The organism is Pseudomonas sp. HS6-2 (assembly GCF_049325675.2).
GTDB lineage: Bacteria > Pseudomonadota > Gammaproteobacteria > Pseudomonadales > Pseudomonadaceae > Aquipseudomonas > Aquipseudomonas putida_N.
In genome coordinates, this window is the sequence record NZ_CM143906.1 from 1,317,167 (window position 1) to 1,342,139 (window position 24,973).

21 protein-coding genes are annotated in these 24,973 nt (G+C 62.1%); 16 read left to right on the forward strand and 5 right to left on the reverse strand.

The genetic code is table 11. The features are described 5' to 3' along the window. Positions 1–57 precede the first annotated feature (57 nt). The 7 genes from dnaE (at position 58) to ispD (ending at position 10,583) form a co-directional block, all read left to right on the forward strand. The gene (gene dnaE / locus ACOKS3_RS06060) at positions 58–3,582 is read left to right on the forward strand and encodes a DNA polymerase III subunit alpha (protein WP_103445324.1); all 3,525 of its coding nucleotides are present in this window, start codon (positions 58–60) and stop codon (positions 3,580–3,582) included. 105 nt (positions 3,583–3,687) lie between these two features. Further along, positions 3,688–4,635: an acetyl-CoA carboxylase carboxyl transferase subunit alpha gene (accA, locus tag ACOKS3_RS06065; protein WP_103445323.1), complete on the forward strand. Its 948-nt coding sequence runs from the start codon at positions 3,688–3,690 to the stop codon at positions 4,633–4,635. Between the two features lie 135 nt (positions 4,636–4,770). Next, complete coding sequence (gene tilS, locus ACOKS3_RS06070; RefSeq protein WP_103445322.1) at positions 4,771–6,054, forward strand: tRNA lysidine(34) synthetase TilS; 1,284 nt, start codon at positions 4,771–4,773, stop codon at positions 6,052–6,054. 268 nt (positions 6,055–6,322) lie between these two features. After that, positions 6,323–7,951: a CTP synthase gene (locus ACOKS3_RS06075; protein ID WP_079229451.1), complete on the forward strand. Its 1,629-nt coding sequence runs from the start codon at positions 6,323–6,325 to the stop codon at positions 7,949–7,951. A gap of 200 nt (positions 7,952–8,151) precedes the next feature. Then, complete coding sequence (eno, locus tag ACOKS3_RS06080; RefSeq protein WP_054885360.1) at positions 8,152–9,441, forward strand: phosphopyruvate hydratase; 1,290 nt, start codon at positions 8,152–8,154, stop codon at positions 9,439–9,441. A gap of 156 nt (positions 9,442–9,597) precedes the next feature. Next, positions 9,598–9,879, forward strand: a complete 282-nt coding sequence (gene ftsB / locus ACOKS3_RS06085) for a cell division protein FtsB (protein ID WP_023534037.1) — start codon at positions 9,598–9,600, stop codon at positions 9,877–9,879. Further along, on the forward strand, positions 9,876–10,583 hold the full coding sequence (gene ispD / locus ACOKS3_RS06090; protein WP_103445321.1) for a 2-C-methyl-D-erythritol 4-phosphate cytidylyltransferase: 708 nt from the start codon (positions 9,876–9,878) through the stop codon (positions 10,581–10,583). Before ftsB ends, ispD begins: the two co-directional genes overlap by 4 nt. Before the next feature lie 45 nt (positions 10,584–10,628). Here the strand turns inward: ispD and ACOKS3_RS06095 are convergent, their stop codons facing one another. Further along, the gene (locus ACOKS3_RS06095; protein WP_103445320.1) at positions 10,629–11,525 is read right to left on the reverse strand and encodes a LysR substrate-binding domain-containing protein; all 897 of its coding nucleotides are present in this window, start codon (positions 11,523–11,525) and stop codon (positions 10,629–10,631) included. A 108-nt stretch (positions 11,526–11,633) separates the two neighbouring features. Between ACOKS3_RS06095 and ACOKS3_RS06100 the strand changes: the two genes are divergently transcribed. The 8 genes from ACOKS3_RS06100 (at position 11,634) to rpoS (ending at position 18,766) form a co-directional block, all read left to right on the forward strand. Continuing rightward, entirely contained in the window at positions 11,634–12,746 is a 1,113-nt protein-coding gene (locus ACOKS3_RS06100; RefSeq protein ID WP_103445319.1) for an S-(hydroxymethyl)glutathione dehydrogenase/class III alcohol dehydrogenase, read from the forward strand. 8 nt (positions 12,747–12,754) lie between these two features. Beyond that, positions 12,755–13,609, forward strand: coding sequence for an S-formylglutathione hydrolase (gene fghA / locus ACOKS3_RS06105; protein WP_103445318.1), 855 nt, complete (start codon positions 12,755–12,757; stop codon positions 13,607–13,609). Positions 13,610–13,685: 76 nt separating this feature from the next. After that, the gene (gene ispF / locus ACOKS3_RS06110; RefSeq protein WP_103445317.1) at positions 13,686–14,159 is read left to right on the forward strand and encodes a 2-C-methyl-D-erythritol 2,4-cyclodiphosphate synthase; all 474 of its coding nucleotides are present in this window, start codon (positions 13,686–13,688) and stop codon (positions 14,157–14,159) included. Beyond that, positions 14,156–15,214 (forward strand): tRNA pseudouridine(13) synthase TruD, encoded by a 1,059-nt coding sequence (gene truD / locus ACOKS3_RS06115; protein WP_103445316.1) that lies wholly within the window; start codon positions 14,156–14,158, stop codon positions 15,212–15,214. Before ispF ends, truD begins: the two co-directional genes overlap by 4 nt. Beyond that, entirely contained in the window at positions 15,202–15,951 is a 750-nt protein-coding gene (surE, locus tag ACOKS3_RS06120; RefSeq protein ID WP_060510080.1) for a 5'/3'-nucleotidase SurE, read from the forward strand. Before truD ends, surE begins: the two co-directional genes overlap by 13 nt. Before the next feature lie 41 nt (positions 15,952–15,992). Next, positions 15,993–16,631: a protein-L-isoaspartate(D-aspartate) O-methyltransferase gene (locus ACOKS3_RS06125; RefSeq protein WP_181004448.1), complete on the forward strand. Its 639-nt coding sequence runs from the start codon at positions 15,993–15,995 to the stop codon at positions 16,629–16,631. Between the two features lie 160 nt (positions 16,632–16,791). Then, complete coding sequence (locus ACOKS3_RS06130) at positions 16,792–17,649, forward strand: peptidoglycan DD-metalloendopeptidase family protein (protein WP_103446220.1); 858 nt, start codon at positions 16,792–16,794, stop codon at positions 17,647–17,649. A 109-nt stretch (positions 17,650–17,758) separates the two neighbouring features. Beyond that, positions 17,759–18,766 carry an RNA polymerase sigma factor RpoS gene (gene rpoS, locus ACOKS3_RS06135; protein ID WP_016392283.1) on the forward strand — a complete coding sequence of 336 codons (1,008 nt, stop codon included), beginning with the start codon at positions 17,759–17,761 and terminating at the stop codon, positions 18,764–18,766. A gap of 562 nt (positions 18,767–19,328) precedes the next feature. Here rpoS and fdxA read toward each other — a convergent pair. Beyond that, on the reverse strand, positions 19,329–19,652 hold the full coding sequence (gene fdxA, locus ACOKS3_RS06140) for a ferredoxin FdxA (RefSeq protein WP_051097441.1): 324 nt from the start codon (positions 19,650–19,652) through the stop codon (positions 19,329–19,331). A gap of 140 nt (positions 19,653–19,792) precedes the next feature. Beyond that, positions 19,793–22,366 carry a DNA mismatch repair protein MutS gene (gene mutS, locus ACOKS3_RS06145; protein ID WP_422763476.1) on the reverse strand — a complete coding sequence of 858 codons (2,574 nt, stop codon included), beginning with the start codon at positions 22,364–22,366 and terminating at the stop codon, positions 19,793–19,795. Between the two features lie 523 nt (positions 22,367–22,889). Between mutS and ACOKS3_RS06150 the strand changes: the two genes are divergently transcribed. Beyond that, positions 22,890–23,789: an SDH family Clp fold serine proteinase gene (locus ACOKS3_RS06150; protein WP_422763475.1), complete on the forward strand. Its 900-nt coding sequence runs from the start codon at positions 22,890–22,892 to the stop codon at positions 23,787–23,789. On the opposite strand, the gene ACOKS3_RS06155 is transcribed toward ACOKS3_RS06150, so the two are convergent. Then, positions 23,770–24,756: a tyrosine-type recombinase/integrase gene (locus tag ACOKS3_RS06155; RefSeq protein WP_422763474.1), complete on the reverse strand. Its 987-nt coding sequence runs from the start codon at positions 24,754–24,756 to the stop codon at positions 23,770–23,772. The two genes, ACOKS3_RS06150 and ACOKS3_RS06155, sit on opposite strands and share 20 nt — an antisense overlap. 15 nt (positions 24,757–24,771) lie before the next feature. Beyond that, the gene (locus tag ACOKS3_RS06160) at positions 24,772–24,963 is read right to left on the reverse strand and encodes a DUF4224 domain-containing protein (protein WP_039614784.1); all 192 of its coding nucleotides are present in this window, start codon (positions 24,961–24,963) and stop codon (positions 24,772–24,774) included. Positions 24,964–24,973: the final 10 nt, after the last annotated feature.

Consider the following 24,973-nt stretch of genomic DNA (forward strand, 5'->3'; position numbering starts at 1 on the left):
TTAAGCAATTACGCTACAATCCCGCCCTTGTCGTTCAGCACTGCTACAGGACTTTCCATGTCGGTTACCTTCGTTCACCTGCGCGTCCACTCCGAATTCTCGCTGGTCGACGGCCTGGTGCGGATCAAGCCGCTGGCCAAGGCGCTGGCAGGGATGAACATGCCGGCGGTGGCGATCACCGACCAGAGCAACATGTGCTCGCTGGTCAAGTTCTACAAGACTGCCATGGGCGCCGGGATCAAGCCGATCTGCGGTGCCGACTTGTGGCTGGCCGGCGCCGACCCGGAAGCACCGCTGTCGCGCATCTGCCTTCTGGCCATGGACCCCAAGGGCTATCGCAACCTCACCGAGTTGATCTCCCGTGGCTGGACCGATGGCCAGCGCAACGGCCTGGTGATCCTCCAGCGTGAGTGGATCGCCCCCGCCAGCGAAGGGCTGATTGCCCTCTCCGCAGGCAAGGAAGGCGATATCGGCATGGCCCTGATGAATGGTCGCCAGGATGAGGCCGAAGCCCTGCTGCGCGACTGGATGGGCATGTTCCCCGAGCGTTTCTATGTCGAGGTGCAGCGCACCAACCGCGCCGGCGACGAGGAATACGTGCACGCCGCCGTGGCACTGGCCGATCAGCTTGGCGCGCCACTGGTCGCCACCAACGATGTGCGCTTCATCAAGCAGTCCGACTTCGATGCCCACGAGACTCGCGTTTGCATCGGCGAGGGCTGGACCCTCGATGATCCTCGCCGCCCGCGTGGCTACAGCGACCAGCAGTACCTGAAGTCGGCCGAGGAAATGGCCGAGCTGTTCAGCGACCTGCCCGACGCCATTGCCAACACCGTCGAGATTGCCAAGCGCTGCAACATCCAGGTGCAACTCGGCAAATACTTCCTGCCCGACTTCCCGACGCCTAATGGCATGGGCATTGATGACTACCTGCGCCACGTCTCCTACGAAGGCCTGGAAGAGCGCCTGGCGGTGCTCTGGCCGAAAGAGACCACACCGAATTACGAAGAGAAGCGCCAGGTCTATTTGGACCGCCTGAAGTTCGAACTGGACATCATCATCCAGATGGGCTTCCCCGGTTACTTCCTGATCGTTATGGACTTCATCAAGTGGGCCAAGAACAACGACGTGCCAGTGGGCCCGGGGCGGGGTTCGGGTGCGGGCTCGCTGGTGGCCTACGTGCTGAAGATCACCGACCTCGACCCGCTGGCCTACGACCTGCTGTTCGAGCGTTTCCTCAACCCTGAACGTATTTCCATGCCCGACTTCGACGTCGACTTCTGCATGGACGGCCGTGACCGGGTGATCGACTATGTGGCCGAAGCCTATGGCCGCAACGCCGTGAGCCAGATCATCACCTTCGGCACCATGGCCGCCAAGGCGGTGGTGCGCGACGTGGCGCGGGTGCAGGGCAAGTCCTATGGCCTGGCCGACCGCTTGTCGAAGATGATCCCGTTCGAAGTGGGCATGACCCTGGAGAAAGCCTACGAGCAGGAAGAGATCCTGCGCGACTTCCTCAAGGGCGACGAGGATGCCCGTGAGATCTGGGACATGGCGCTCAAGCTCGAAGGTGTCACCCGTGGTACCGGCAAGCACGCCGGTGGCGTGGTGATCGCCCCGACCAAGCTCACCGACTTCTCGCCGATCGCCTGTGACGAAGAGGGCGGCGGCCTGGTGACCCAGTTCGACAAGGACGACGTCGAGGCTGCGGGCCTTGTGAAGTTCGACTTCCTCGGCCTGCGTACCCTGACCATCATCAAGTGGGCGATGGAGATCATCAACCGCGAGCAGGCCAAGAAGAACCTGCCCGACCTCAACATCGACTTCATCCCGCTGGACGACCGCAAGACCTACGAGCTGTTGCAGAAGGCCGAAACCACGGCGGTGTTCCAGCTTGAATCCCGCGGCATGAAGGAGCTGATCAAGAAGCTCAAGCCCGACTGCCTGGAAGACCTCATCGCACTGGTGGCACTGTTCCGCCCGGGCCCGCTGCAGTCGGGCATGGTGGATGACTTCATCAACCGCAAGCACGGACGCGCCGAGCTGGCCTACCCGCACTCCGACTACCAGTACGAAGGCCTCAAACCGGTACTGGCGCCGACCTACGGCATCATTCTGTACCAGGAACAGGTGATGCAGATCGCCCAGGTTATGGCGGGCTACACCCTCGGCGGCGCTGACATGCTGCGTCGAGCCATGGGTAAGAAAAAGCCCGAGGAGATGGCCAAGCAGCGCGGTGGCTTCATCGAAGGTTGCGTTGCCAACAACATCGATGCGGACCTGGCCGGTAACATCTTCGACCTGGTAGAGAAATTCGCCGGTTACGGCTTCAACAAATCCCACTCCGCCGCCTATGGCCTGGTTTCGTACCAGACTGCCTGGCTGAAGACCCACCACCCAGCACCGTTCATGGCCGCGGTACTCTCGGCGGACATGCACAACACCGACAAGGTGGTGGTGCTGGTCGAGGAAGTGCGCAGCATGAAGCTGCGCCTCGATGCGCCGGACGTGAACTTCTCCGACTTCAAGTTCACCGTCAACAACGACGGCCGCATCGTCTACGGCCTGGGTGCGATCAAGGGTGTCGGCGAGGGCCCGGTGGAGGCCATCGTCGAGGCGCGTGCCCAGGGCGGGCCGTTCAAGGACCTGTTCGACTTCTGCGAGCGTATCGACCTCAAGCGGGTCAACAAGCGTACCCTCGATGCATTGATCCGCAGCGGGGCACTGGATCGCCTGGGCCCGCATTTCCATGATGAGATCAAGGCCTATCAGGCCAATATCGACATCAACCGTGCGACGTTGCTGTCTGCCCTGGGTGAGGCCATCAAGGCCGCCGAGCAGGCGGCCCATACCGCTGACAGTGGTCACGTCGACCTGTTCGGGGGCATGTTCGACGAGGCGGATGTCGACGTCTACGCCAACCACCGCAAGGTGCGCGAACTGACCCTCAAGGAGCGCCTGAAGGGCGAGAAGGACACCTTGGGCCTGTATCTCACCGGCCACCCGATCGATGAGTATGAGGCCGAGATTCGCCGCTTCGCCCGCCAGCGCATCATCGACCTCAAGCCGTCGCGCGAGACCCAGACCATCGCCGGGATGATCATTGCCCTACGGGTCATGAAGAACAAGAAGGGCGACAAGATGGGCTTCGTCACCCTGGATGACCGTTCCGGGCGCATCGAGGCTTCGCTGTTTGCCGATTCCTACATGGCGGCACAGTCCTTGCTGCAGAACGATGCCATGGTGGTGGTCGAGGGCGAGGTCAGCAATGACGATTTCTCCGGTGGCCTGCGCCTGCGGGTGAAGCAGGTGATGACCATGGAGGACGCGCGTACCAAGCTGGCCGAGAGCCTGCGCCTGAAAGTGGCACACGAAGCGCTCAAGGGCGACCGCCTGAAGTGGCTGGGCGAGTTGATCACCCGTCACCGCGGGGCCTGCCCGATTACCCTGGAGTACACCGGCAGCGACGCCAAGGCCATGTTGCAGTTCGGCGAACAGTGGAAAATCGACCCGGCCGATGGCCTGATTCAGGCACTGCGTGACCAGTTCGGGCGTGAGAACGTCTTCCTGCAATATCGTTGAATCGACGAAATTTAATCTCGACCTATATGCGCCTGATCCCTTAAGGTAGGGCGCCAAACGGATCAACCGGCCGGCCGCCTGGCCGTAGACCCAAGACGGATGACTATGAACCCGAATTTTCTCGATTTCGAACAGCCGATTGCCGACCTGCAAGCCAAGATCGAAGGCCTGCGCCTGGTAGGCAACGACAACTCGCTGAACATCAGCGATGAAATTGCCCGTCTGCAAGACAAGAGCAACACCCTGACCGAAAGCATCTTCGGCAACCTGACCAGCTGGCAGATCGCCCGCCTGGCCCGTCATCCGCGTCGTCCATACACCTTGGACTACCTGGATCACATCTTCACCGAGTTCGAAGAGCTGCACGGTGACCGCCACTTCTCCGACGACGCCGCCATCGTCGGTGGTACTGCGCGCCTGGACGGCAAGCCGGTCATGGTCATCGGCCACCAGAAGGGTCGCGAAGTGCGCGAAAAGGTTCGCCGCAACTTCGGCATGCCGCGCCCTGAAGGCTACCGCAAGGCTTGCCGCCTGATGGAAATGGCCGAGCGCTTCAAGATGCCGATCCTGACCTTCATCGACACCCCGGGCGCCTACCCGGGCATCGACGCCGAAGAGCGCAACCAGAGCGAAGCCATCGCCTGGAACCTGCGCGTCATGGCCCGCCTGAAGACCCCGATCATCGCCACCGTGATCGGTGAGGGTGGTTCCGGCGGTGCACTGGCCATTGGCGTGTGCGACCAGCTGAACATGCTGCAGTACTCCACCTACTCGGTGATTTCGCCGGAAGGCTGCGCCTCGATCCTGTGGAAGACCGCCGACAAGGCGGCCGATGCAGCTGAAGCCATGGGCATCACCGCTGAGCGTCTGAAGAGCCTGAACATCGTCGACAAGGTCATCCAGGAGCCGCTGGGCGGCGCCCACCGCGACCCGGCGAAGATGTCCGAAAGCATCCGTGCCGACCTGGTGCAGCAGCTGGACATGCTCGGCAAGCTCGACAATGACGCGCTGCTGGCCCGTCGTTACGACCGCCTGATGAGCTACGGCCTCTGAAAGATCCTGGGGCCGCTCTGCGGCCCATTCGCGGGACAAGCCCGCTCCTACAGGGTTTTGCGAACGCTTGTAGGAGCGGGCTTGCACCGCGAATGGGGCGCAAAGCACCCCAATCTCAAGCCAAGTGAGGCCCAGATGATCAACCTCACCCCCTGGCTCAACGCCCCCGCCTGGTACATCGCCTTCTCTGGCGGCCTCGATTCCACTGTCCTCCTGCACCTGCTGGCCAATCACGCCCGCAACCATGCATCACCTGCGCTGCGTGCCCTGCACATCCACCACGGCCTGCAATCCGCCGCCGACGCGTGGCCTGCCCATTGCCAGTCGATCTGCGACCAGCTCGGTATCGAACTGCAGGTCATTCACGTTCAGGTCACCCCTGGCGCCAGTCTCGAACAGGCCGCCCGCGACGCCCGCTATGCCGCCTTCAGGCGCGTGCTCGGTCCAGGCGACATCCTGTTCACCGCCCAGCACCGCGACGACCAGGCCGAAACCTTGCTCTACCGCCTGCTGCGCGGTGCCGGCCTGCGCGGCCTGGCAGCGATGCCTTGGCAACGGCCACTAGGGCAGGGCACCCTGGTCAGGCCATTGCTGGATGTTTCCCGACAACAGCTGCATGCCTATGCCCAGGCCCACGGCCTGATCTGGATCGAAGACCCCTCGAACAGCGACACGGTTTTTGCCCGCAATTACCTGCGCGGCGAAGTGTTCCCGGTGTTGCAGCAACGCTGGCCGCAGGCCAGCCAGAACCTGGCCCGCTGTGCGGAACACCTTGGCGAGGCGCTTGGCCTGCTCGATGAGCTGGCACAAAGTGATCTGGCTCTAGCCGGGGAGGGCGCTTCACCTGCCTGGTCGAGGCTGGGCTCGCTCGATCTGGCCGTGCTCGGCGAGCTGTCGCCTGCGCGTCAGCGCAACGCACTGCAGTACTGGCTCAGCCGCCGCACCCGTTTGCCCGATGCCCGCCATTGGGCCGGCTGGGCGGATCTGCGCGATGCGGCAGGGGATGCGCAACCGATCTGGCGTCTGGCCGACGGTCAGCTGGTGCGCAGTCACGGGCGTATCTGGTGGTTGAGTGGCGACTGGCTGAAACAACCAGCCGGCCCGTTGGCCTGGGGCGATCCTGGGGTCGCACTGGCATTGCCGGATAATGGCAATGTGCGTCTTGTGTGCACTCGGCCGATGGATGGCCTGCATGTCGCCTACCGCCAGGGCGGCGAAGTGTTGGACATCCCCGGCCGCGGCCGACGCGACCTCAAGCGCCTGCTCAACGAGCTGCAGGTCCCGCACTTCGTGCGCCCGCGCCTGCCGTTGCTGTATTGCGGCGAGCGCCTGCTGGCGGTGGCCAATCTGCCTTCGCTGGCGCAGGCCGATTGCCAGCTTCACTGGCAGTTGCCGACGAACGCGCAAGGTTTGAGCTGAAGGGTACATTCCGGTAGACTACCCTCCCTTCTTGATACAACTTCTGTGGCTTCCTCGGAAACACAGCAGTTGCCGATTACCAAGCAGTTTTTTGCTGGGCTGATTCTGGAAATGACGAGCGAGCTCCATGCCGGGGATACCCTGGTCTGTACAGACGCGGCAGTTTTTCGAGATGCACTGTGATTGACGCAGGTGATCGGGGGCTTCGGCCTTCCTTCGCTTTCTCCGGCGGCGCTGGCCGCCTTAACGCAGACTTCTAGGGTTTTTCATGACGCGCTACATATTCGTCACGGGCGGTGTTGTTTCTTCATTGGGGAAAGGCATTGCCTCGGCTTCCCTGGCGGCCATCCTGGAAGCGCGGGGCCTGAAGGTCACCATGCTCAAGCTGGATCCGTACATCAACGTCGATCCGGGCACCATGAGCCCGTTCCAGCATGGTGAAGTGTTCGTCACCCACGATGGCGCCGAGACCGACCTCGACCTGGGCCACTACGAGCGGTTCATCCGCACGACCATGACCCAGAACAACAACTTCACCACCGGCCGTATCTACGAGCACGTGCTGCGTAAAGAACGCCGTGGTGACTACCTGGGCGCGACCATCCAGGTCATCCCGCACATCACCGACGAGATCAAGCGTCGCATCATCAAGGGCGCCGGCGATGCCGACGTGGCCCTGGTGGAAATCGGCGGTACCGTGGGTGACATCGAGTCGCAGCCGTTCCTCGAGGCGATCCGTCAGCTGCGTGTCGAAGTGGGCTCCAAGCGCGCCATGCTGATGCACCTGACCCTGGTCCCGTACATCGCCACCGCCGGCGAGACCAAGACCAAGCCAACCCAGCACTCGGTCAAGGAACTGCGCTCCATCGGCCTGCAGCCTGACGTACTGATCTGCCGTTCCGACCACCCGGTCGACGCCTCGTCGCGCCGCAAGATCGCGCTGTTCACCAACGTCGAAGAGCGTGCGGTGATTTCGCTGGAAGACGTCGACACCATCTACAAGATCCCAGGTGTATTGCACGCCCAGGGCCTGGACGACTTCGTCGTCGAGCGCTTCGGCCTGCAGTGCAACAGCGCCGACCTGTCCGAGTGGGACAAGGTAGTTGATGCCAAGCTCAACCCTGAGCAGGAAGTCACCATCGCCATGGTCGGCAAGTACATGGAGCTGCTGGATGCGTACAAGTCGCTGATCGAAGCGATGAGCCACGCCGGCATCACCAACCGCACCAAGGTCAACCTGCGCTACATCGATTCCGAAGACATCGAGAACCAGGGCACCAGCCTGCTGGAAGGCGCAGACGCCATCCTGGTACCGGGCGGTTTCGGCCTGCGCGGCGTGGAAGGCAAGATCACCGCGGTGCAGTACGCCCGTGAGAACAAGGTCCCCTACCTGGGCATCTGCCTGGGCATGCAGGTGGCCGTGATCGAGTTCGCCCGTAACGTGATGGGCTGGAAAGACGCCAACTCCACCGAGTTCGACCGCAACAGCGGCCACCCGGTGGTCGGCCTGATCACCGAGTGGGCCGATGCCACCGGTGCCGTCGAGACCCGTACCGAAGCCTCCGACCTGGGCGGCACCATGCGCCTGGGCGCTCAGGACTGCCAACTGGCGGCCGGTTCCAAGGTGCACGACTGCTACGGCAAGGACATCATCACCGAGCGTCACCGTCACCGTTACGAGGTCAACAACAACCTGCTGCCACAACTGGTCGATGGCGGCCTGGTGGTTTCCGGTCGTTCCGAAGACGGCGCATTGGTCGAAGTGGTCGAGGCCAAGGATCACCCATGGTTCGTTGCCTGCCAGTTCCACCCGGAGTTCACCTCCACCCCGCGTGACGGTCACCCGCTGTTCAGCGGCTTCGTCAAGGCGGCCCTGGCCCAGAAGAACAAGGCCTGATTTTTTCAGGTCTTTGATGAGTTTTCCGACGGTTAAAGCCGCGCAAGGCTCATTTCTCGGGTAAAGTACGCCCCGATCTACCCCTGACCGTTCGGTCAGGGGTCGCTTCTGCCAGGCCTGCCTGCTGCGTCCCCGCCTGGTGCAAGGCAAGAATTCCCTAAAGTTGCGTTGTTTTCGTCAATTCTGGAGTGCTTACAACAATGGCAAAAATCGTCGACATCAAAGGTCGTGAAGTTCTCGATTCGCGTGGCAACCCCACCGTGGAAGCCGATGTACTGCTCGACAACGGCATCATCGGCAGCGCTTGCGCGCCGTCCGGTGCTTCCACCGGCTCGCGCGAAGCGCTGGAGCTGCGTGATGGCGACAAGAGCCGTTACCTGGGCAAGGGCGTGCTGAAAGCCGTCGCCAACATCAACGGCCCGATCCGTGACCTGCTGCTGGGCAAGGATCCTTCCGACCAGAAGGCCCTGGACCGCGCCATGATCGAACTGGACGGTACCGAGAACAAGGCCAAGCTGGGCGCCAACGCCATCCTGGCCGTGTCCCTGGCTGCCGCCAAGGCCGCTGCACAGGATCAGGACCTGCCGCTGTACGCGCACATCGCCAACCTGAACGGCACCCCGGGCCAGTACTCGATGCCGGTTCCGATGATGAACATCATCAACGGTGGCGAACACGCCGACAACAACGTCGACATTCAAGAGTTCATGGTTCAGCCGGTTGGCGCCAAGACCTTCTCCGACGGCCTGCGCATGGGCACCGAAATCTTCCATCACCTCAAAGCCGTGCTGAAGGCCCGTGGCCTGAACACCGCCGTAGGTGACGAGGGTGGTTTCGCCCCTAACCTGGCTTCCAACGAAGACGCACTGGCTGCCATCGCCGAAGCCGTCGAGAAAGCCGGCTACAAGCTGGGCACCGACGTGACCCTGGCCCTTGACTGCGCAGCTTCCGAATTCTACGAAGACGGCAAGTACAACCTGTCCGGTGAAGGCAAGTCGTTCGACGCCGAAGGCTTCGCCGAGTACCTGAAAGGCCTGACCGAGCGCTTCCCGATCATCTCGATCGAAGACGGCCTGGACGAGTCCGACTGGGCTGGCTGGAAGATCCTGACCGACAAGATCGGTGCCAAGGTACAGCTGGTCGGTGACGACCTGTTCGTGACCAACACCAAGATCCTCAAGGAAGGCATCGAGAAGGGCATCGGTAACTCGATCCTGATCAAGTTCAACCAGATCGGCTCGCTGACCGAAACCCTGGAAGCCATCCAGATGGCCAAGGCTGCCGGATACACTGCAGTGATCTCTCACCGTTCCGGTGAAACCGAAGACTCGACCATTGCCGACCTGGCCGTGGGTACCGCTGCTGGCCAGATCAAGACTGGCTCGCTGTGCCGCTCCGATCGCGTTTCGAAGTACAACCAGCTGCTGCGTATCGAAGAGCAACTGGGCGCGAAAGCGGTTTACCGTGGTCGTGCCGAGTTTCGCGGCTAAGCAAGAGATGGTAAAAAGACAGCAGCCGAGGCTGTCGGAAGTTTCGCTCTGAAATTTCTGACGCTTCATGCGGGTTTCTGTCGACGAAGCCTGGCCTCGGCCAGGCTTCGTGCTATATGACGCCCGTGTGCGGCGGTCTTTAACCTGGATACCTTGATGCGCAGTCCCTATTGGTTGTTCCTTGTCCTGCTCCTGCTGCTCGGTGGCCTGCAGTACCGCCTTTGGGTGGGTAACGGCAGCCTGGCGCAAGTGGCCGAGCTCAAGCAGCAGATCGACGAACAGCATGCCGAGAACGAACGGCTGCTGGAGCGTAACCGCGTGCTCGATGCTGAGGTGCTGGAGTTGAAGAAAGGTATGGAGACCGTCGAAGAACGGGCTCGTCATGAACTGGGAATGGTCAAAGAGGGCGAAACCCTCTTCCAGCTGCCGCAAAAATGATTGAAACACTACCGGCCTTCTGGGCCGTGATTCCTGCTGCGGGCGTCGGCGCCCGCATGGCTGCAGACCGCCCCAAGCAATACCTGGAGCTGGCCGGGCAGACCATCCTCGAGCACAGCCTCGACTGTTTTCTTGGCCACCCCTCGCTAAAGGGCGTGGTGGTCAGCATTGCCGAAGACGACCCTTACTGGCCAGGCCTGCGTTGCGCCAGCGACCCGCGCATTCAGCGCGCGCCGGGTGGTGACGAACGTGCCGACTCGGTGCTCAATGCCTTGCTGCTGTTGCATGCCAAAGGGGCGTCGGACAACGACTGGGTGCTGGTGCACGATGCGGCGCGGCCGAATTTGGCGCGCAGCGACCTGGACAAGTTGCTCTCGGAACTGGCTGATGACCCGGTAGGCGGGCTGCTGGCGGTGCCAGCACGCGACACCCTCAAGCGCGCCGATGCCAACGGGCGGGTGGCCGCAACGGTCGACCGCAGCGCCATCTGGCAGGCTTATACGCCGCAGATGTTCCGCCTCGGTGCGCTGCATCGGGCCCTGGCCGAGAGCCTGGTTTCCGATGTGGTGGTGACCGATGAGGCGTCGGCCATTGAATGGTCGGGTCAGTCGCCACGACTGATCGAAGGGCGTAGCGACAACATCAAGGTCACCCGGCCGGAAGACCTGGAGTGGTTGCGACAGCGCTGGGCTGGGCGGCGCTGATCGTCGTATACCTGTACCGGCCTCTTCGCGGGGCAAGCCAGCACATCAGCTGTGCCGATACTCGGGCAACCCAGCCAACCCTTCCTTCAGATAATCCACCAGCCGCCTGACCTTCGGCGACAGATGCCGCTGCTGCGGATACAGCGCCCACACCGCCGTATTCGGTGGCTGATGCCCTTCGAGCAAGGGCACTAGTGCGCCGCTGTTCAAGTGCTCAAGCACGTAATAGTCCGGCAACTGGCACAACCCCATCCCCAGCAGCGCCGCATCCAGCACCGCCTGGCCACTGTTGCAGCGCCAGTTGCCCTGCACCCGCTGGCTGATTTCGCGGCCATCCAGCTGCAAAGCCCAAAGGTCCGAACTGCCGATCAGGCAATTGTGCCGGGCCAGTTCCGACAGGCTGTGCGGCCGCCCATAGCGCTCCAGGTACGCCGGCGAAGCGCACAGGTACATCCGCCGCGGCGCAAGGCGGGTGGCCACCAGCCGCGAGTCGGCCAAGCGGCCCAGGCGGATCGCCAGGTCCATGCCTTCGTGCAGCAAGTCCAGGGTGCGGTTGCTCAGTTCCACTTCCACCCGCAGTTGCGGATACAGCGCCATGAAACGTGTCACCAGCGGCACGATGAAGCGTTCGCCATAGGCAACCGCACAGGTCATGCGCAGCAGGCCCTTGGGTTCGCTGGCCAGGTCGCCCATGGCGCGTAGCGCTTCCTCGCGGCCGTCCTGCAGGCGTTGGCAATGCTGCAAAAAGGTTTGCCCGGCTTCACTCAAGGCCACCCGGCGGGTACTGCGGTACAGCAAGCGGGTCTGCAGGCGTTCTTCCAGGCGGGCGATCTGTCGGCTGATGTGCGACGACGACACGCCCAGGCGCTCGGCTGCCGCCGTGAACTGGCCAGACTCGGCCACGGCGACGAATTCGTCGATGCCTTCCCAGCGGCTGCTCATGGATTATCCCTGTGTGGCAATAATGTTTTGGCTTTGCCTGGATTATTCATCAAAAGCGCTTGGATTACACTGCGGGACTGAACCGATCCACTGTCTGGAGACCCTGTGATGATCAAGTCCCGTGCTGCCGTTGCCTTCGAGGCCAAGAAACCCCTGGAAATCGTCGAAGTCGACGTGGCCATGCCCAAGGCCGGCGAAGTGCTGCTGCGCGTGGTCGCCAGCGGTGTCTGCCACACCGACGCCTATACCCTGTCCGGTGCCGACCCGGAAGGCATCTTCCCGTCGATCCTCGGCCATGAAGGCGGCGCGATCGTCGAAGCGATCGGCGAGGGCGTGACCTCGGTGGCGGTGGGCGATCACGTGATCCCGCTGTACACCCCGGAATGCGGCAAGTGCAAGTTCTGCCTCTCGGGCAAGACCAACCTATGCCAGGCCATCCGTGCCACCCAGGGCAAGGGCCTGATGCCGGACGGCACCACGCGCTTCTCGTACAAGGGCCAGCAGCTGTTCCACTACATGGGCACCTCGACCTTCTCCGAGTACACCGTGCTGCCGGAAATCTCCGTGGCCAAGATCCAGAAGGAAGCACCGCTGGAGAAGGTCTGCCTGCTCGGTTGCGGCGTCACCACCGGCATTGGCGCGGTGCTCAACACCGCCAAGGTCAAGCCAGGTGACACCGTGGCCATCTTCGGCCTCGGCGGCATCGGCCTGTCGGCCGTGATCGGTGCGGTCAAGGCCAAGGCCTCGCGCATCATTGCCATCGACATCAACCCGGCCAAGTTCGAGATCGCCCGCCAGCTGGGTGCCACCGACTGCATCAACCCGAAAGACTACGACCGCCCGATCCAGGAAGTGATCGTCGACCTCACTGACGGTGGCGTGGACTTCTCGTTCGAGTGCATCGGCAACGTGCAACTGATGCGCGCGGCCCTGGAATGCTGCCACAAGGGCTGGGGCGAATCGGTGATCATCGGTGTCGCCGGTGCCGGCCAGGAAATCGCCACCCGTCCATTCCAGCTGGTGACCGGCCGCGTCTGGCGTGGTTCGGCATTCGGTGGCGTACGCGGCCGCAGCGAGCTGCCAAGCTACGTGGACATGGCCGAGAAGGGCGAGATCCCGCTGGATACCTTCATCACCCACACCATGGGCCTGGAAGACATCAACAAGGCCTTCGACCTGATGCACGAAGGCAAGAGCATCCGTAGCGTGATCCACTTCTGAGGTCAGCCATGAGCCTGGATAACATCTCCTGCCAGAAGAGCTTCGGCGGCTGGCACAAGCGTTACCGGCATCACTCCAAGGTGCTGGGCTGCGACATGGTGTTCGCTGTCTACTTGCCACCGCAGGCCGAGCAGGGTGAAAAACTGCCGGTGCTGTATTGGCTCAGCGGCCTCACCTGCACCGATGAGAACTTCATGCAGAAGGCCGGCGCCCAGCGCCTGGCCGCCGAGCTCGGGCTGATCATCGTCGCCCCCGACACCAGCCCGCGGGGCGAACAGGTACCGGGCGACCCTGACGGCGCCTGGGACTTCGGCCTCGGCGCCGGGTTCTACCTCAACGCCACCCAGCAGCCCTGGGCGCAGCATTACCGCATGCACGATTATGTGGTGCGGGAGCTGCCGGCACTCATCGAGGCGCACTTCCCGGCCTCCGACCAGCGCAGCATCAGCGGCCACTCCATGGGGGGCCATGGCGCGCTGGTGTGCGCCTTGCGCAACCCGGGGCGCTATCGCTCCGTGTCGGCGTTCTCGCCGATCAGCAACCCGATGGATTGCCCTTGGGGCGAGAAGGCCTTCAGCCGCTACCTGGGTGAAGACCGTGCGCGCTGGCGTGATTGGGATGCCAGTGTGCTGCTGGCGGAAACGCCTGCAGGCGAGTGCCCGCCGTTGCTGGTGGACCAGGGTGACCGGGATGACTTCCTCGAGAAGCAGCTCAAGCCTGAAGCGCTGGAGCAGGCCGCACGCAAAGGGGGGCATGCGCTGACCCTGCGCCTGCAGCCTGGCTATGACCACAGCTACTACTTCATCGCCAGCTTCATCGATGAGCACCTGCGCCATCACGCGATGGCACTGGGACGGCTGTAACAGCCTGGTCCAAAAGCCGCCCAACCTCCTGCAAAGCAGGTAGAATCACGCCCTGACTCAATCAGGGCGTTTTTCTATGCGTATTGGCCACGGCTACGATGTGCACCGTTTCTGCGACGGTGATTTCATTACCCTGGGTGGGGTGCGTATCCCCCACAAATACGGCCTCCTGGCCCATTCCGACGGTGACGTGCTGCTGCACGCCCTGAGCGATGCCTTGCTCGGCGCCGCAGCACTGGGCGACATCGGCAAGCACTTCCCTGACACCGACCCGCAGTTCAAGGGCGCCGACAGCCGCGTACTGCTGCGTCATGTGGTCGCTATCGTCAAGGCCAAGGGCTGGAAAGTTGGCAACGTAGACGCCACCATTGTCGCCCAGGCACCGAAAATGGCCCCACATATCGAAACCATGCGCCAGTTGATCGCCGAAGACCTGCAGGTCGAACTCGACCAGGTCAACGTCAAGGCCACCACCACCGAGAAACTGGGCTTCTGCGGTCGCGAGGAGGGCATTGCCGTGCATTCGGTTGCCCTGTTGCTGCCAGCATGACCGAACTGGACCTGCTGGGCCCGCGCGCGTCGGGCGAATCGTTGGGCAGCGCTGTGCTCAAGGCCGTGGCGGAAGACTTTCAGGTCGACGAGGTGCTGGACATTCCACTGTCCGGCCAGGGCGAGCACCTGTGGCTGTGGGTCGAGAAGCGCGACCTCAACACCGAAGAAGCCGCTCGTCGCCTGGCCCGAGCCGCCGGCGTACCGGCGCGTGCCATCAGCTATGCCGGCCTCAAAGATCGCCAGGCCCTGACCCGCCAGTGGTTCAGCCTGCACCTGCCGGGAAAGGCCGACCCTGACCTGTCGCGTGCTGAAGACGAAACCCTGCGCGTGCTCAAGCAGGTGCGCCACCAGCGCAAACTGCAGCGTGGTGCCCATTCGGCAAATGGCTTCACCCTGCGCCTGACCGCCCTGGCAGCTGACCGCCAGGCCCTCGATTCCCGCCTGGAACAGCTCAAGCAACAGGGCGTGCCGAACTACTTCGGCAGCCAGCGTTTCGGGCACGGCGGTGGCAACGTCCACGATGCCCAGGACTGGGCATCGCGCAAGGCCCTGCCGGAGCAGCGCAACGTGCGTTCGCGCTTGCTTTCGGCGGCGCGCAGCTACGTGTTCAACCAGGTGCTGGCGGCGCGTGTCGCCGATGGCAGCTGGCAGCGCGCCCAGGTCGGGGATTTGTTGGCGTTCACTGACAGCCGTAGTTTCTTTCCAGCGGGCGAGCAGGAATGTTCTGATCCTCGCCTGGGAATTCTGGATTTGCATCCCACCGGCCCGATGTGGGGAGAAGGCCCTTCGCCCGCAGCTGGCGCGACCTCCGAGTTGGAGACCGCGATCGGCGAGCAGCACTTGGCACTTTGCCAATGGCTCGCGTATGCGGGCATGAGTCACGAACGGCGCATCCTGCGGCTCCCTATTGGCGGCTTGACGTGGCATTATCCTGAGCCTGATATCCTGCAACTGGAATTCGTCCTTCCGGCCGGATGCTTCGCCACCGTGGTGGTGCGCGAACTCGTCGATCTGGTGCCGGCAGGGCAGACGGACAGCCCATGCGTATTCTGATTTCGAATGACGACGGTGTTACGGCACCTGGCCTCGCCGCGCTTCACGGTGCGCTGGCGGATTATGCCGAGTGCGTGGTGATCGCCCCGGATCAAGACAAGAGCGGCGCCGGCAGTTCGCTGACGCTGGACCGGCCGCTGCACCCGCAGACCCTGGCCAACGGCTTCATCAGCCTCAACGGCACGCCGACCGACTGCGTGCACCTGGGGCTCAATGGACTGTTGCCGGAACCGGTCGACCTGGTGGTTTCGGGCATCAACCTAGGGGCCAACCTGGGCGATGACGTGATCTATTCCGGCACGGTGGCCGCCGCACTGGAGGGCCGCTTCCTGGGCGGCACCTCGCTTGCGTTCTCGCTGTTGTCGCGCCTGCCCGACAACCTGCCGACAGCCGCCCACATCGCCCGGCGCCTGGTCGAGGCACTGCCGCGCCTGCAACTGCCGCCGCGCACCGTGCTCAACGTCAACATCCCCAATCTGCCGCTGGAGCACATCCGGGGCATCCAGCTGACCCGCCTCGGTCATCGGGCGCGGGCGGCGGCGCCGACCAAGGTAGTCAACCCGCGTGGCAAGGAAGGCTACTGGATCGCCGTGGCCGGCGATGCCGAGGATGGCGGGCCGGGGACCGATTTCCATGCCGTCATGCAAGGCTACGTATCGATTACCCCGTTGCAGCTGGACCGTACGTTCAACGATGCCTTCGAACAGCTCGACGGCTGGCTGGAGGGCCTGCTCTGATGCGTGAACAGGATGATCTGCAGCGCCGTGGCGGTATCGGCATGACCTCGCAGCGAACGCGCGAGCGGCTGATCCAGCGCCTCTGCGAGGAAGGCGTGTCGAACACCAAGGTGCTTGACGTGATTCGCCGTACCCCGCGCCACCTGTTCGTCGATGAGGCGCTGGCGCACCGGGCCTACGAAGATACGGCGCTGCCGATCGGGCACAACCAGACCATCTCCCAACCGTTCATGGTGGCGCACATGAGTGAGCTGCTGCTGGAGGCGGGGCCGTTGGACAAGGTACTGGAGATCGGCACCGGCTCAGGCTACCAGACCGCCATCCTGGCCCAGCTGGTCGAGCGGGTGTTCTCGGTGGAGCGGATCAAGGTGCTGCAGGATCGGGCCAAGGAGCGCCTGGTCGAGCTCAACCTGCGCAACGTGGTATTTCGCTGGGGCGATGGCTGTGATGGCTGGCAGGCGCTGGCGCCCTACAATGGCATCATCGTCACCGCAGTGGCACCGGAAGTGCCGCAGGCGCTGCTCGACCAACTGGCGCCGGGGGGGCGCATGGTGATTCCGGTAGGCCCGGCCGGCGAGGTGCAGCAGCTGATGCTGATCGTGCGCGAAGAGGACGGCTTCTCCCGTCGCGTACTGGGCGCGGTGCGTTTCGTGCCGCTGCTCAACGGTCCGCTGGCCTGAGCCGCCAGGAATATTTACAGCAGCAACGAATTCTTGCGGCGCGGCCCTGTCTATCTGGCGGGACCTGGGCCCTGCCATTGCCGCTTGGCTTGGTTATAATTGCAACAATATTGCATTTCTTATCGTCTTATTGATTTTCGGCACCATGAGGGGAGCGCGGGTGGGGCACACAGTCATTCGGCAGCGCAAGGATCGGTCGGCTTTCAAGCTTCTGCTGATTGCACTGGCCATGGGCACCTTGCTGACAGGTTGCTCCAGCACGAGCTCCAGCGGTGCGCGCGTGGTCGATCGAAACACTACTGCGCCCAAGCGCCCGGCAGTGACTTCGGGGCAGTACGTCGTCAAGCCTGGCGATACGCTGTTCTCCATCGCATTCCGCTATGGTTGGGACTACAAGGAGCTGGCAGCGCGCAACGGCATTGCCGCCCCGTACACCATCCGCCCGGGCCAGGCCATCCGTTTCAGCAGTGGCTCCACCGGCAGCAGTACCGTGGTCTCCAGCCCGTCCTCATCGAGCCGGACAACGGTCATTCGTCGCCCTGCCGGAACACCTATCACCCCCGCTGAAAACGGCGGAAAAACGACGCCAACAACGCCCGCCACGCCTGCCCCGGCGGTTACCACGGTGCCCGCCGCAGAGCGTGCGGTGGGGAACTGGACGTGGCCGGCCAATGGCGTGCTCATTGGAAAATTTGCTTCAAACGGTAGTTTGAATAAAGGCATTGATATCGCCGGTGATTTGGGACAGCCTGTTTTTGCTGCGTCTGATGGTGCGGTGGTCTACGCCGGGAGTGGCTTGCGGGGCTACGGCGAACTGATCATCATCAAGCACAGCGACACCTACGTCAGTGCCTACGGTCACAACCGCAGGCTGTTGGTTCGGGAGGGGCAGCAGGTCAAGGCAGGGCAGTCGATTGCTGAAATGGGGTCTACGGGCACAGATCGGGTGAAGCTGCATTTCGAGATTCGCCGCCAAGGTAAACCCGTCGATCCGCTCCAGTTCCTGCCACGCCGTTGATTGTTGTACCCCGGCCTGTTCCTTGGATGTAGAGGGGACGGGCTCCTGCGTTGCCAGGGAGACAGGCGCCGCAAGAGTCTGAGTTCGAACTCAGCAAAGGACTATAACAATGGCTCTCAGTAAAGAAGCGCCGGAGTTTGACATCGACGATGACGTCCTCCTCATGGAGACGGGTATCGTTTTGGAAACGGATGTGGTGTCAGACGAACCTGCTGTACCGTCGGTTCGGACCAGAGCGAAGTCGGGCTCTTCGCTCAAGCAACACAAGTACATCGATTACAGCCGGGCGCTCGATGCCACCCAGCTGTATCTCAACGAGATCGGATTCTCGCCTCTGCTTTCGCCGGAAGAGGAAGTGCACTTTGCGCGCCTGTCGCAAAAGGGTGACCCTGCCGGCCGCAAGCGCATGATCGAAAGCAACCTGCGCCTGGTTGTGAAAATTGCCCGTCGTTACGTCAACCGTGGCCTGTCGCTGCTCGACCTGATCGAGGAGGGCAACCTGGGGTTGATCCGCGCGGTGGAGAAGTTCGACCCGGAGCGCGGTTTCCGCTTCTCGACCTACGCGACCTGGTGGATCCGCCAGACCATCGAGCGGGCGATCATGAACCAGACCCGCACCATTCGCTTGCCGATCCACGTGGTCAAGGAGCTCAACGTTTACCTGCGCGCCGCGCGGGAACTGACCCAGAAGCTCGACCACGAGCCGTCGCCTGAAGAAATCGCCACCCTGCTGGAGAAACCGGTCGCCGAGGTCAAGCGCATGCTGGGCCTGAACGAGCGTGTGTCTTCCGTTGACGTGTCGCTTGGCCCGGACTCGGACAAGACCCTGCTCGACACCCTGACCGATGACCGCCCGACCGATCCGTGCGAATTGCTGCAGGACGATGATCTGTCGCAGAGCATTGATCAGTGGCTGGGTGAGCTGACCGACAAGCAGCGTGAGGTTGTGGTTCGCCGCTTCGGCCTGCGTGGGCATGAGAGCAGCACCCTGGAAGATGTTGGCCTGGAGATCGGCCTGACCCGCGAACGTGTGCGGCAGATCCAGGTGGAAGGGCTTAAGCGCCTGCGCGAGATCCTCGAGAAGAACGGGCTTTCCAGCGAGTCGCTGTTCCAGTAAGCCTGGCTTAACGGTATCTGAAGCGCCCCGATGACCTCGGGGCGTTTTTGTTTTCGGGGCAAGCCCGCGTCTACGGGAGATCGCAATTACCTGTAGGAGCGGGCTTGTCCCGCGAAGAGGCCGGCAATGACTGGCGTAATTCTGAAGCCGAGGAATGTGTACGGCGCTACCCCTGATGCACGGCGTGTAAGCCTTTGCTTACTCTTTATGTAAGCCATCTGTGTAACTACCAGTAAATCAAAGTCGTTTTTTGATCCCGCTTTTTCTTAACTTACTGAAATTAATACGTTTTTTGGTTATGTGGAAATGTGTCCCCAGTAACATCCTGAGAGATCTCGCAGTTGCCTGCCTCAGGGAACTCGCTAGTATTCGAACTGTGCACACGGACATGCACAGGCTTTCAGGGAGAAGGCCAGGGACATCGCAAGAAGCGATTTCATCAGGATGATGTTTGGGACAAGCAGGGACTACGGAAAAAATGTGGGCGGGTCAAACCGCCCCTTTTTTTTGCCCGCAGAAAATGAAAAAAGGCCCGTTGCGGGCCTTTTTTGTGTTCGGGCGCTTAGCGCTCCAGATCGGCGATCTTGCCGGTCTTGCCGTCCCACTCTTCAGCGTCGGGCAGGGCATCCTTGCGCTCGGTGATGTTCGGCCAGATTTCCGCCAGCTCGGCGTTGAGCTCGATGAAGTTTTCCATGCCGGCAGGGATCTCGTCTTCCGAGAAGATCGCCTGGGCTGGGCACTCAGGCTCGCACAGTGCACAGTCGATGCACTCGTCCGGGTGAATCACCAGGAAGTTCGGGCCTTCGTAGAAGCAGTCCACCGGACAGACTTCCACGCAGTCGGTGTATTTGCATTTGATGCAGTTGTCGGTGACGACGAAGGTCATTTCTAGTTCTCTCCTCAGGCGACGGCGGCGGCCCTTCCTCTCAGGGCCGCGCGGTTTACAGGCATGTGGCTGCAGGCCAGGCTAATAACCTGCAGCACCAGCAAACCGCGGCGGATTCTACCAGCTTGTAGTGGGCGCCGTTATAACAGGTTCTTTAGTTGATATAGCATTTCGATAGCTTGACGCGGGGTCATGTCATCCAAGTCCAGCTTGCCCAGCTTCTCGATGGCCGGGTGTGGCAGGCTGGCGAAAAGGTCGCTCTGGTGTGGGACTTGCGGCTCGTCCTTGGCCTTCTTGGTCACCGGTGCCTCATGGGGCAGGCTGGTGGTTTCCAGCCGGCCCAGGTGCTCGCGTGCGCGCAGGATCACTGGCGCCGGCACACCCGCCAGCTGCGCCACGGCCAGGCCATAGCTCTGGCTGGCAGGGCCAGGCAGAACGTGATGCAGGAAGACGATTCGCTCGTTGTGCTCGGTGGCGTTCAGGTGCACGTTGGCCACCAGCGGTTCACTCTCCGGCAGCACGGTCAGCTCGAAGTAGTGGGTGGCGAACAGGGTGTAGGCACGCAGCTCGGCCAGGCGCTCGGCGGCGGCCCAGGCCAGCGACAGGCCGTCGAAGGTGCTGGTGCCGCGGCCGACTTCGTCCATCAGCACCAGGCTACGGTCGGTCGCGTTGTGCAGGATGTTGGCGGTTTCGCTCATCTCGACCATGAAGGTCGAACGCCCGCCGGCCAGGTCGTCGCTGGAGCCGATGCGGGTGAAGATGCGGTCGACCAGCGACAGCTCGCAGCTGGCGGCCGGGACGAAGCTGCCGATGTGCGCCATCAGCACGATCAGGGCGGTCTGGCGCATGTAGGTGGACTTACCGCCCATGTTCGGGCCGGTGATGATCAGCATGCGCGTGCTGTTGTCCAGGCCCAGGTCGTTGGCAACGAACGGCGTGGTCAGCACCTGCTCGACCACCGGGTGGCGGCCCTGCTCAATGCGCAGGCACGGCTCGTCGGTAAAGCGCGGGCAGTTCAGGTCGAGGTTCAGCGCACGCTCGGCAAGGTTGCTCAGAACGTCGATCTCGGCCAGTGCGGCAGCGCTGTCCTGCAGGGGGGCCAGGTGGCTGATGAGGGTTTCCAGCAGCGCGTCGTAGAGCATCTTCTCGCGCGCCAGGGCGCGGCTCTTGGCCGACAGCGCCTTGTCCTCGAAGGCCTTGAGCTCGGGCGTGATGAAACGCTCGGCGCCCTTGAGGGTCTGGCGGCGGATATAGTCGCCCGGTGCCTGCTCGGCCTGCTTGGTCGGCAGCTCGATGAAGTAGCCGTGCACACGGTTGTAGCCGACCTTGAGGTTGGCCAGGCCCGTGCGGGCCTTCTCGCGGGTTTCCAGGTCGATGAGGAACTGGCCGGCGTTCTCGCTGATCGCCAGCAGTTCGTCCAGCTCGCTGTCGTAGCCGGCCTTGAGCACGCCGCCGTCGCGGATGACCGCTGGCGGGTTGTCGATGATTGCGCGTTCCAGCAGGCTGGCCAGCTCCGGGTAGGTGCCGGTAATGGCGGCCAGGCGTGCCAGGTGCGGCGCTTCCAGCTCGCTCATGGCGTTCTGCAGCTCGGGCAGGGCGCCGAGGGCGTCGCGCAGGCGCGCCAGGTCACGCGGGCGGGCATTGCGCAGGCCAATACGGGCGAGGATCCGCTCGATATCGCCGATTTCCTTGAGCTGCGGCTGCAGCTTTTCGAAGCGGTAGCCGTCGAGCAGGCAGCGGATCGAGTCCTGGCGTGCCTGTAGCACCTTGAGGTCGCGCAGCGGGCGGTTCAGCCAGCGGGTCAGCAGGCGGCTGGCCATGGCGGTCTGGCAGCGGTCGATCACCGATTGCAGGGTGTTGTCGCGGCCGCCGGCCAGGTTGACGTCCAGTTCCAGGTTACGGCGGCTGGCGCCGTCGAGGATCACCGTGTCATCCAGGCGCTCGTGGCGCAGGCTGCGCAGGTGCGGCAGGGCCGTACGCTGGGTTTCCTTGGCGTAGGTCAGCAGGCAGCCAGCGGCGCCGATTGCCAGGGTCAGCTTGTCACAGCCAAAGCCCTTGAGGTCCTTGGTCGCGAATTGCTGGCACAGGGCCTTACGCGCCGAATCGCGGTCGAAGTCCCACGGCGCGCGGCGACGGGCACCCGGGCGTTTCTCGGCGGGCAGGTCGCGCGGCCAATCGTCGGGGATCAGCAGCTCTACCGGGTTCAGGCGCTCGAGCTCGGCCAGCAGGTTTTCCCAGCCTTTGATCTCCTGCACGCTGAAATTGCCGCTGGTGATGTCCAGCACCGCCAAGCCGAACAGGCGTTCGTCACCGAGCAGGGCGGCGATCAGGTTGTCTCGGCGCTCGTCGAGCAGGGCCTCGTCACTGACCGTGCCGGGGGTGATGATGCGCACCACCTGGCGTTCCACCGGGCCCTTGCTGGTGGCCGGGTCGCCGATCTGCTCGCAGATCACCACCGATTCGCCAAGCTTGACCAGCTTGGCCAGGTAGCCCTCCAGCGAATGGAATGGAATCCCGCACATGGGGATCGACTGGCCGGCCGACTGACCGCGCGCGGTCAGGGTGATGTCCAGCAGTTTCGCGGCTTTCTTCGCATCTTCGTAGAAGATTTCGTAGAAGTCGCCCATGCGGTAGAACATCAGCTGGTCCGGGTGCTGATTTTTCAGCTTCCAGTACTGCTGCATCATTGGGGTATGGTCGGAAAGACTGGACATTCAAGGCCTTACAGCTGTGCGTCTATTAGACAATTGCGAAACGTCTAATACTACAGCATTTCGAAAGCGGCCCGAAGATCCGATTTTGATGGCTCTTTAGTGGCATTTTGCACGATTTGGCATAGCGTTTGCTGTGGATAACCTGTGGAGTCAAATTTCGAACGCTGTGCACAACCTTTTGTCTGACCTAGTGAAAAAGCTGAAAAAATGTGCTTTTCTCACCATGGGTGTGTTGATAGTATCGCCGCCCACCAAACGCGTATGGACACGTTGGACCGGAGCCTAAAATCATGCAAAACGCACGAACCAATTTTGAAGCTGGGTTTGCCCTTCTTAAGATCCCCTATTCGCAAACCCCCTATCAGCAGGTCCCGCCTGGCACTGCCGACATGTTCAAGAAGGCATCCGTGCTACAGGACTCCAACGTTTCCTATGCTGTAAACGCTTTCGAGACCATCACTAAGCGCTGATGCTTCTTTAGGTACTAAGCCCGGCGCTGCCGGGCTTTTTTATGGATGATCGTATGCCGAGCTGGAATGAAGTATTACAAGAAATCATTGTTGAGCAGCAGATGGGGGCGCAGGACAGCATCGATCGTGTAAGACGCCGGTATATCTCCCGCCTCCACCAGCACACCGGTCGCAACATCATCTGCTATTACTCCGGATGGCTTCAGAAGCCCGGCTTCAGCTTGTCGAGCGTGAATGACGACGACAAGAACGGGTTCATGAACGCTGTTTATCAGATGGATCGAAGCAAAGGCTTGGACCTGCTCCTCCATACGCCGGGCGGCAACATTGCTGCGACTGAGTCGATCGTTCATTACCTACGCCAGATGTTTGGCACTGACATCCGCGCCATCATCCCGCAGATTTCTATGTCGGCGGGGACCATGATTGCCTGCGCTTGCAAAGAATTGGTGATGGGGAAGCAGTCGAACATCGGCCCGTTCGACCCTCAATTTGGCGGCATTCCAGCATACGGCGTACTGGAGGAGTTCCAGAATGCAGTGGAGGCGGTCAAAGCTGACCCTGGTTCGATCCCTATCTGGCAAGCTCTCATTGCCAAGTATCACCCATCTTTCCTAGGGGAATGCGAAAAGGCTATCGAGCATGCTGGCGACATCGTCAAGATGTGGTTGATCAGCGGCATGTTCAAGGATGATGACGACGCGCTTACGAAGGCTGAAGCAATCGTCACTGCGCTGAATGATCACGCGGGCACAAAAACGCACGAGCGGCACCTGCACATGGATGACGCTATCGGCTTTGGGCTCAAGGTCACAGCTCTTGAAGGTGACCAGATTCTGCAGGATCTAGTGCTGACCGTACACCATGCGTATATGCACACACTTGCGTCCTCGAACGCGGGGAAGATCATCGAGAATCAGTCAGGGCAGGCGATCATTCAGTTTTCCGCTTAGCTTTCGGCATAGCAGGAGGCTGCGCTACGTCAATCTCGCGAAGCCGCAAGTATCGCTTCGTCATCTTGGCGTCAGTGTGGCCGCCGAGCTTCTGAGCGTCATTTCCCTGCTTGTCAGTGTCGGTCAGTGACTTGGCCCGGAGGTCGTGGATAGTGGCTCCTGTGACTTTTGCCTTTTCGCATGCTTTCTTGAAGGCATCCTTGACCGTCTCGTAGGAGACCGGCTTGCCGCCGCCGCGGGTGCAGAACAGTGTGAGCCCGCGCACCTTTCTGGGGATGGCCTTGGCCCTGGCGATCAGCTGCTCAAGGTCCGGTGTCATGCCCACAATGAGCTTGGCGCCGGTCTTCTGCTGGTCGAAGGCAATGCCCTTGTCGCTGATGTCCGAGAGCTTGATGGCCAGCACGTCGCCAATGCGCTGCCCTGTCAGGTAGCACATTTCAAGGATCGAACGGATGTACGGAGACGCCGCGTCGCAGATAGCTGCAAACTCCTCGTCGGTGATGTACCGGTCCCGTTTCTTCTCGCTGTGTCGCTTGATTCCGGTGCAGGGGTTGGAATCGACGATCTGCTGTTCCAGCGCGTAGGCGAACACCATCCGGAGGAACGAGATCACCCGGTTGGCCATGTTCGGGGTGTCGGACATATGCAGCTTCAGCGCTGCAACGTGCCGTGGCAGAACCTGGCGGGGTTCAAACTCGGCCAGGTGATGCTTCAGCTTTGCCGAGGCTGCCTCGTATTGCTTCACGGTGTTTACTGCTAGCCGCCCACGCATGGCGTCCAACGCTTCGTCGATCAGCTTGGGCATTCCGCCTTTGCCCTTGCCGCCCATGATCTTGGCGTAGGCGAGTAGGGCGCCCTGATAATCGCTATCAAGGCGCTCCCACTTCCCTTTCTTCACCAGGTAGTAGGCGCCGTGCTTCATGTACATGCACGGCGGCAGGTGCCTATCCTTCTTTCGCGGCCTCATCGGTCGTCCCTTCTATCAAAACCGGAGTTCCGGTCCTTTCTTCTCAGCATGCCCGCCCAGACGGGCGAGCACGACTTGTCTCAGCACCTTCGGCTTCCCGTCGGCGCCCAGCACATACCCAAATTTCTCTGCCTGCAACCAGCGGACCTGGTCCTTAGGGCGGAGGTAGCCCGTCATGTCGGCTACCTCATCCGGTGTCATGAACATGGTTTCTCTC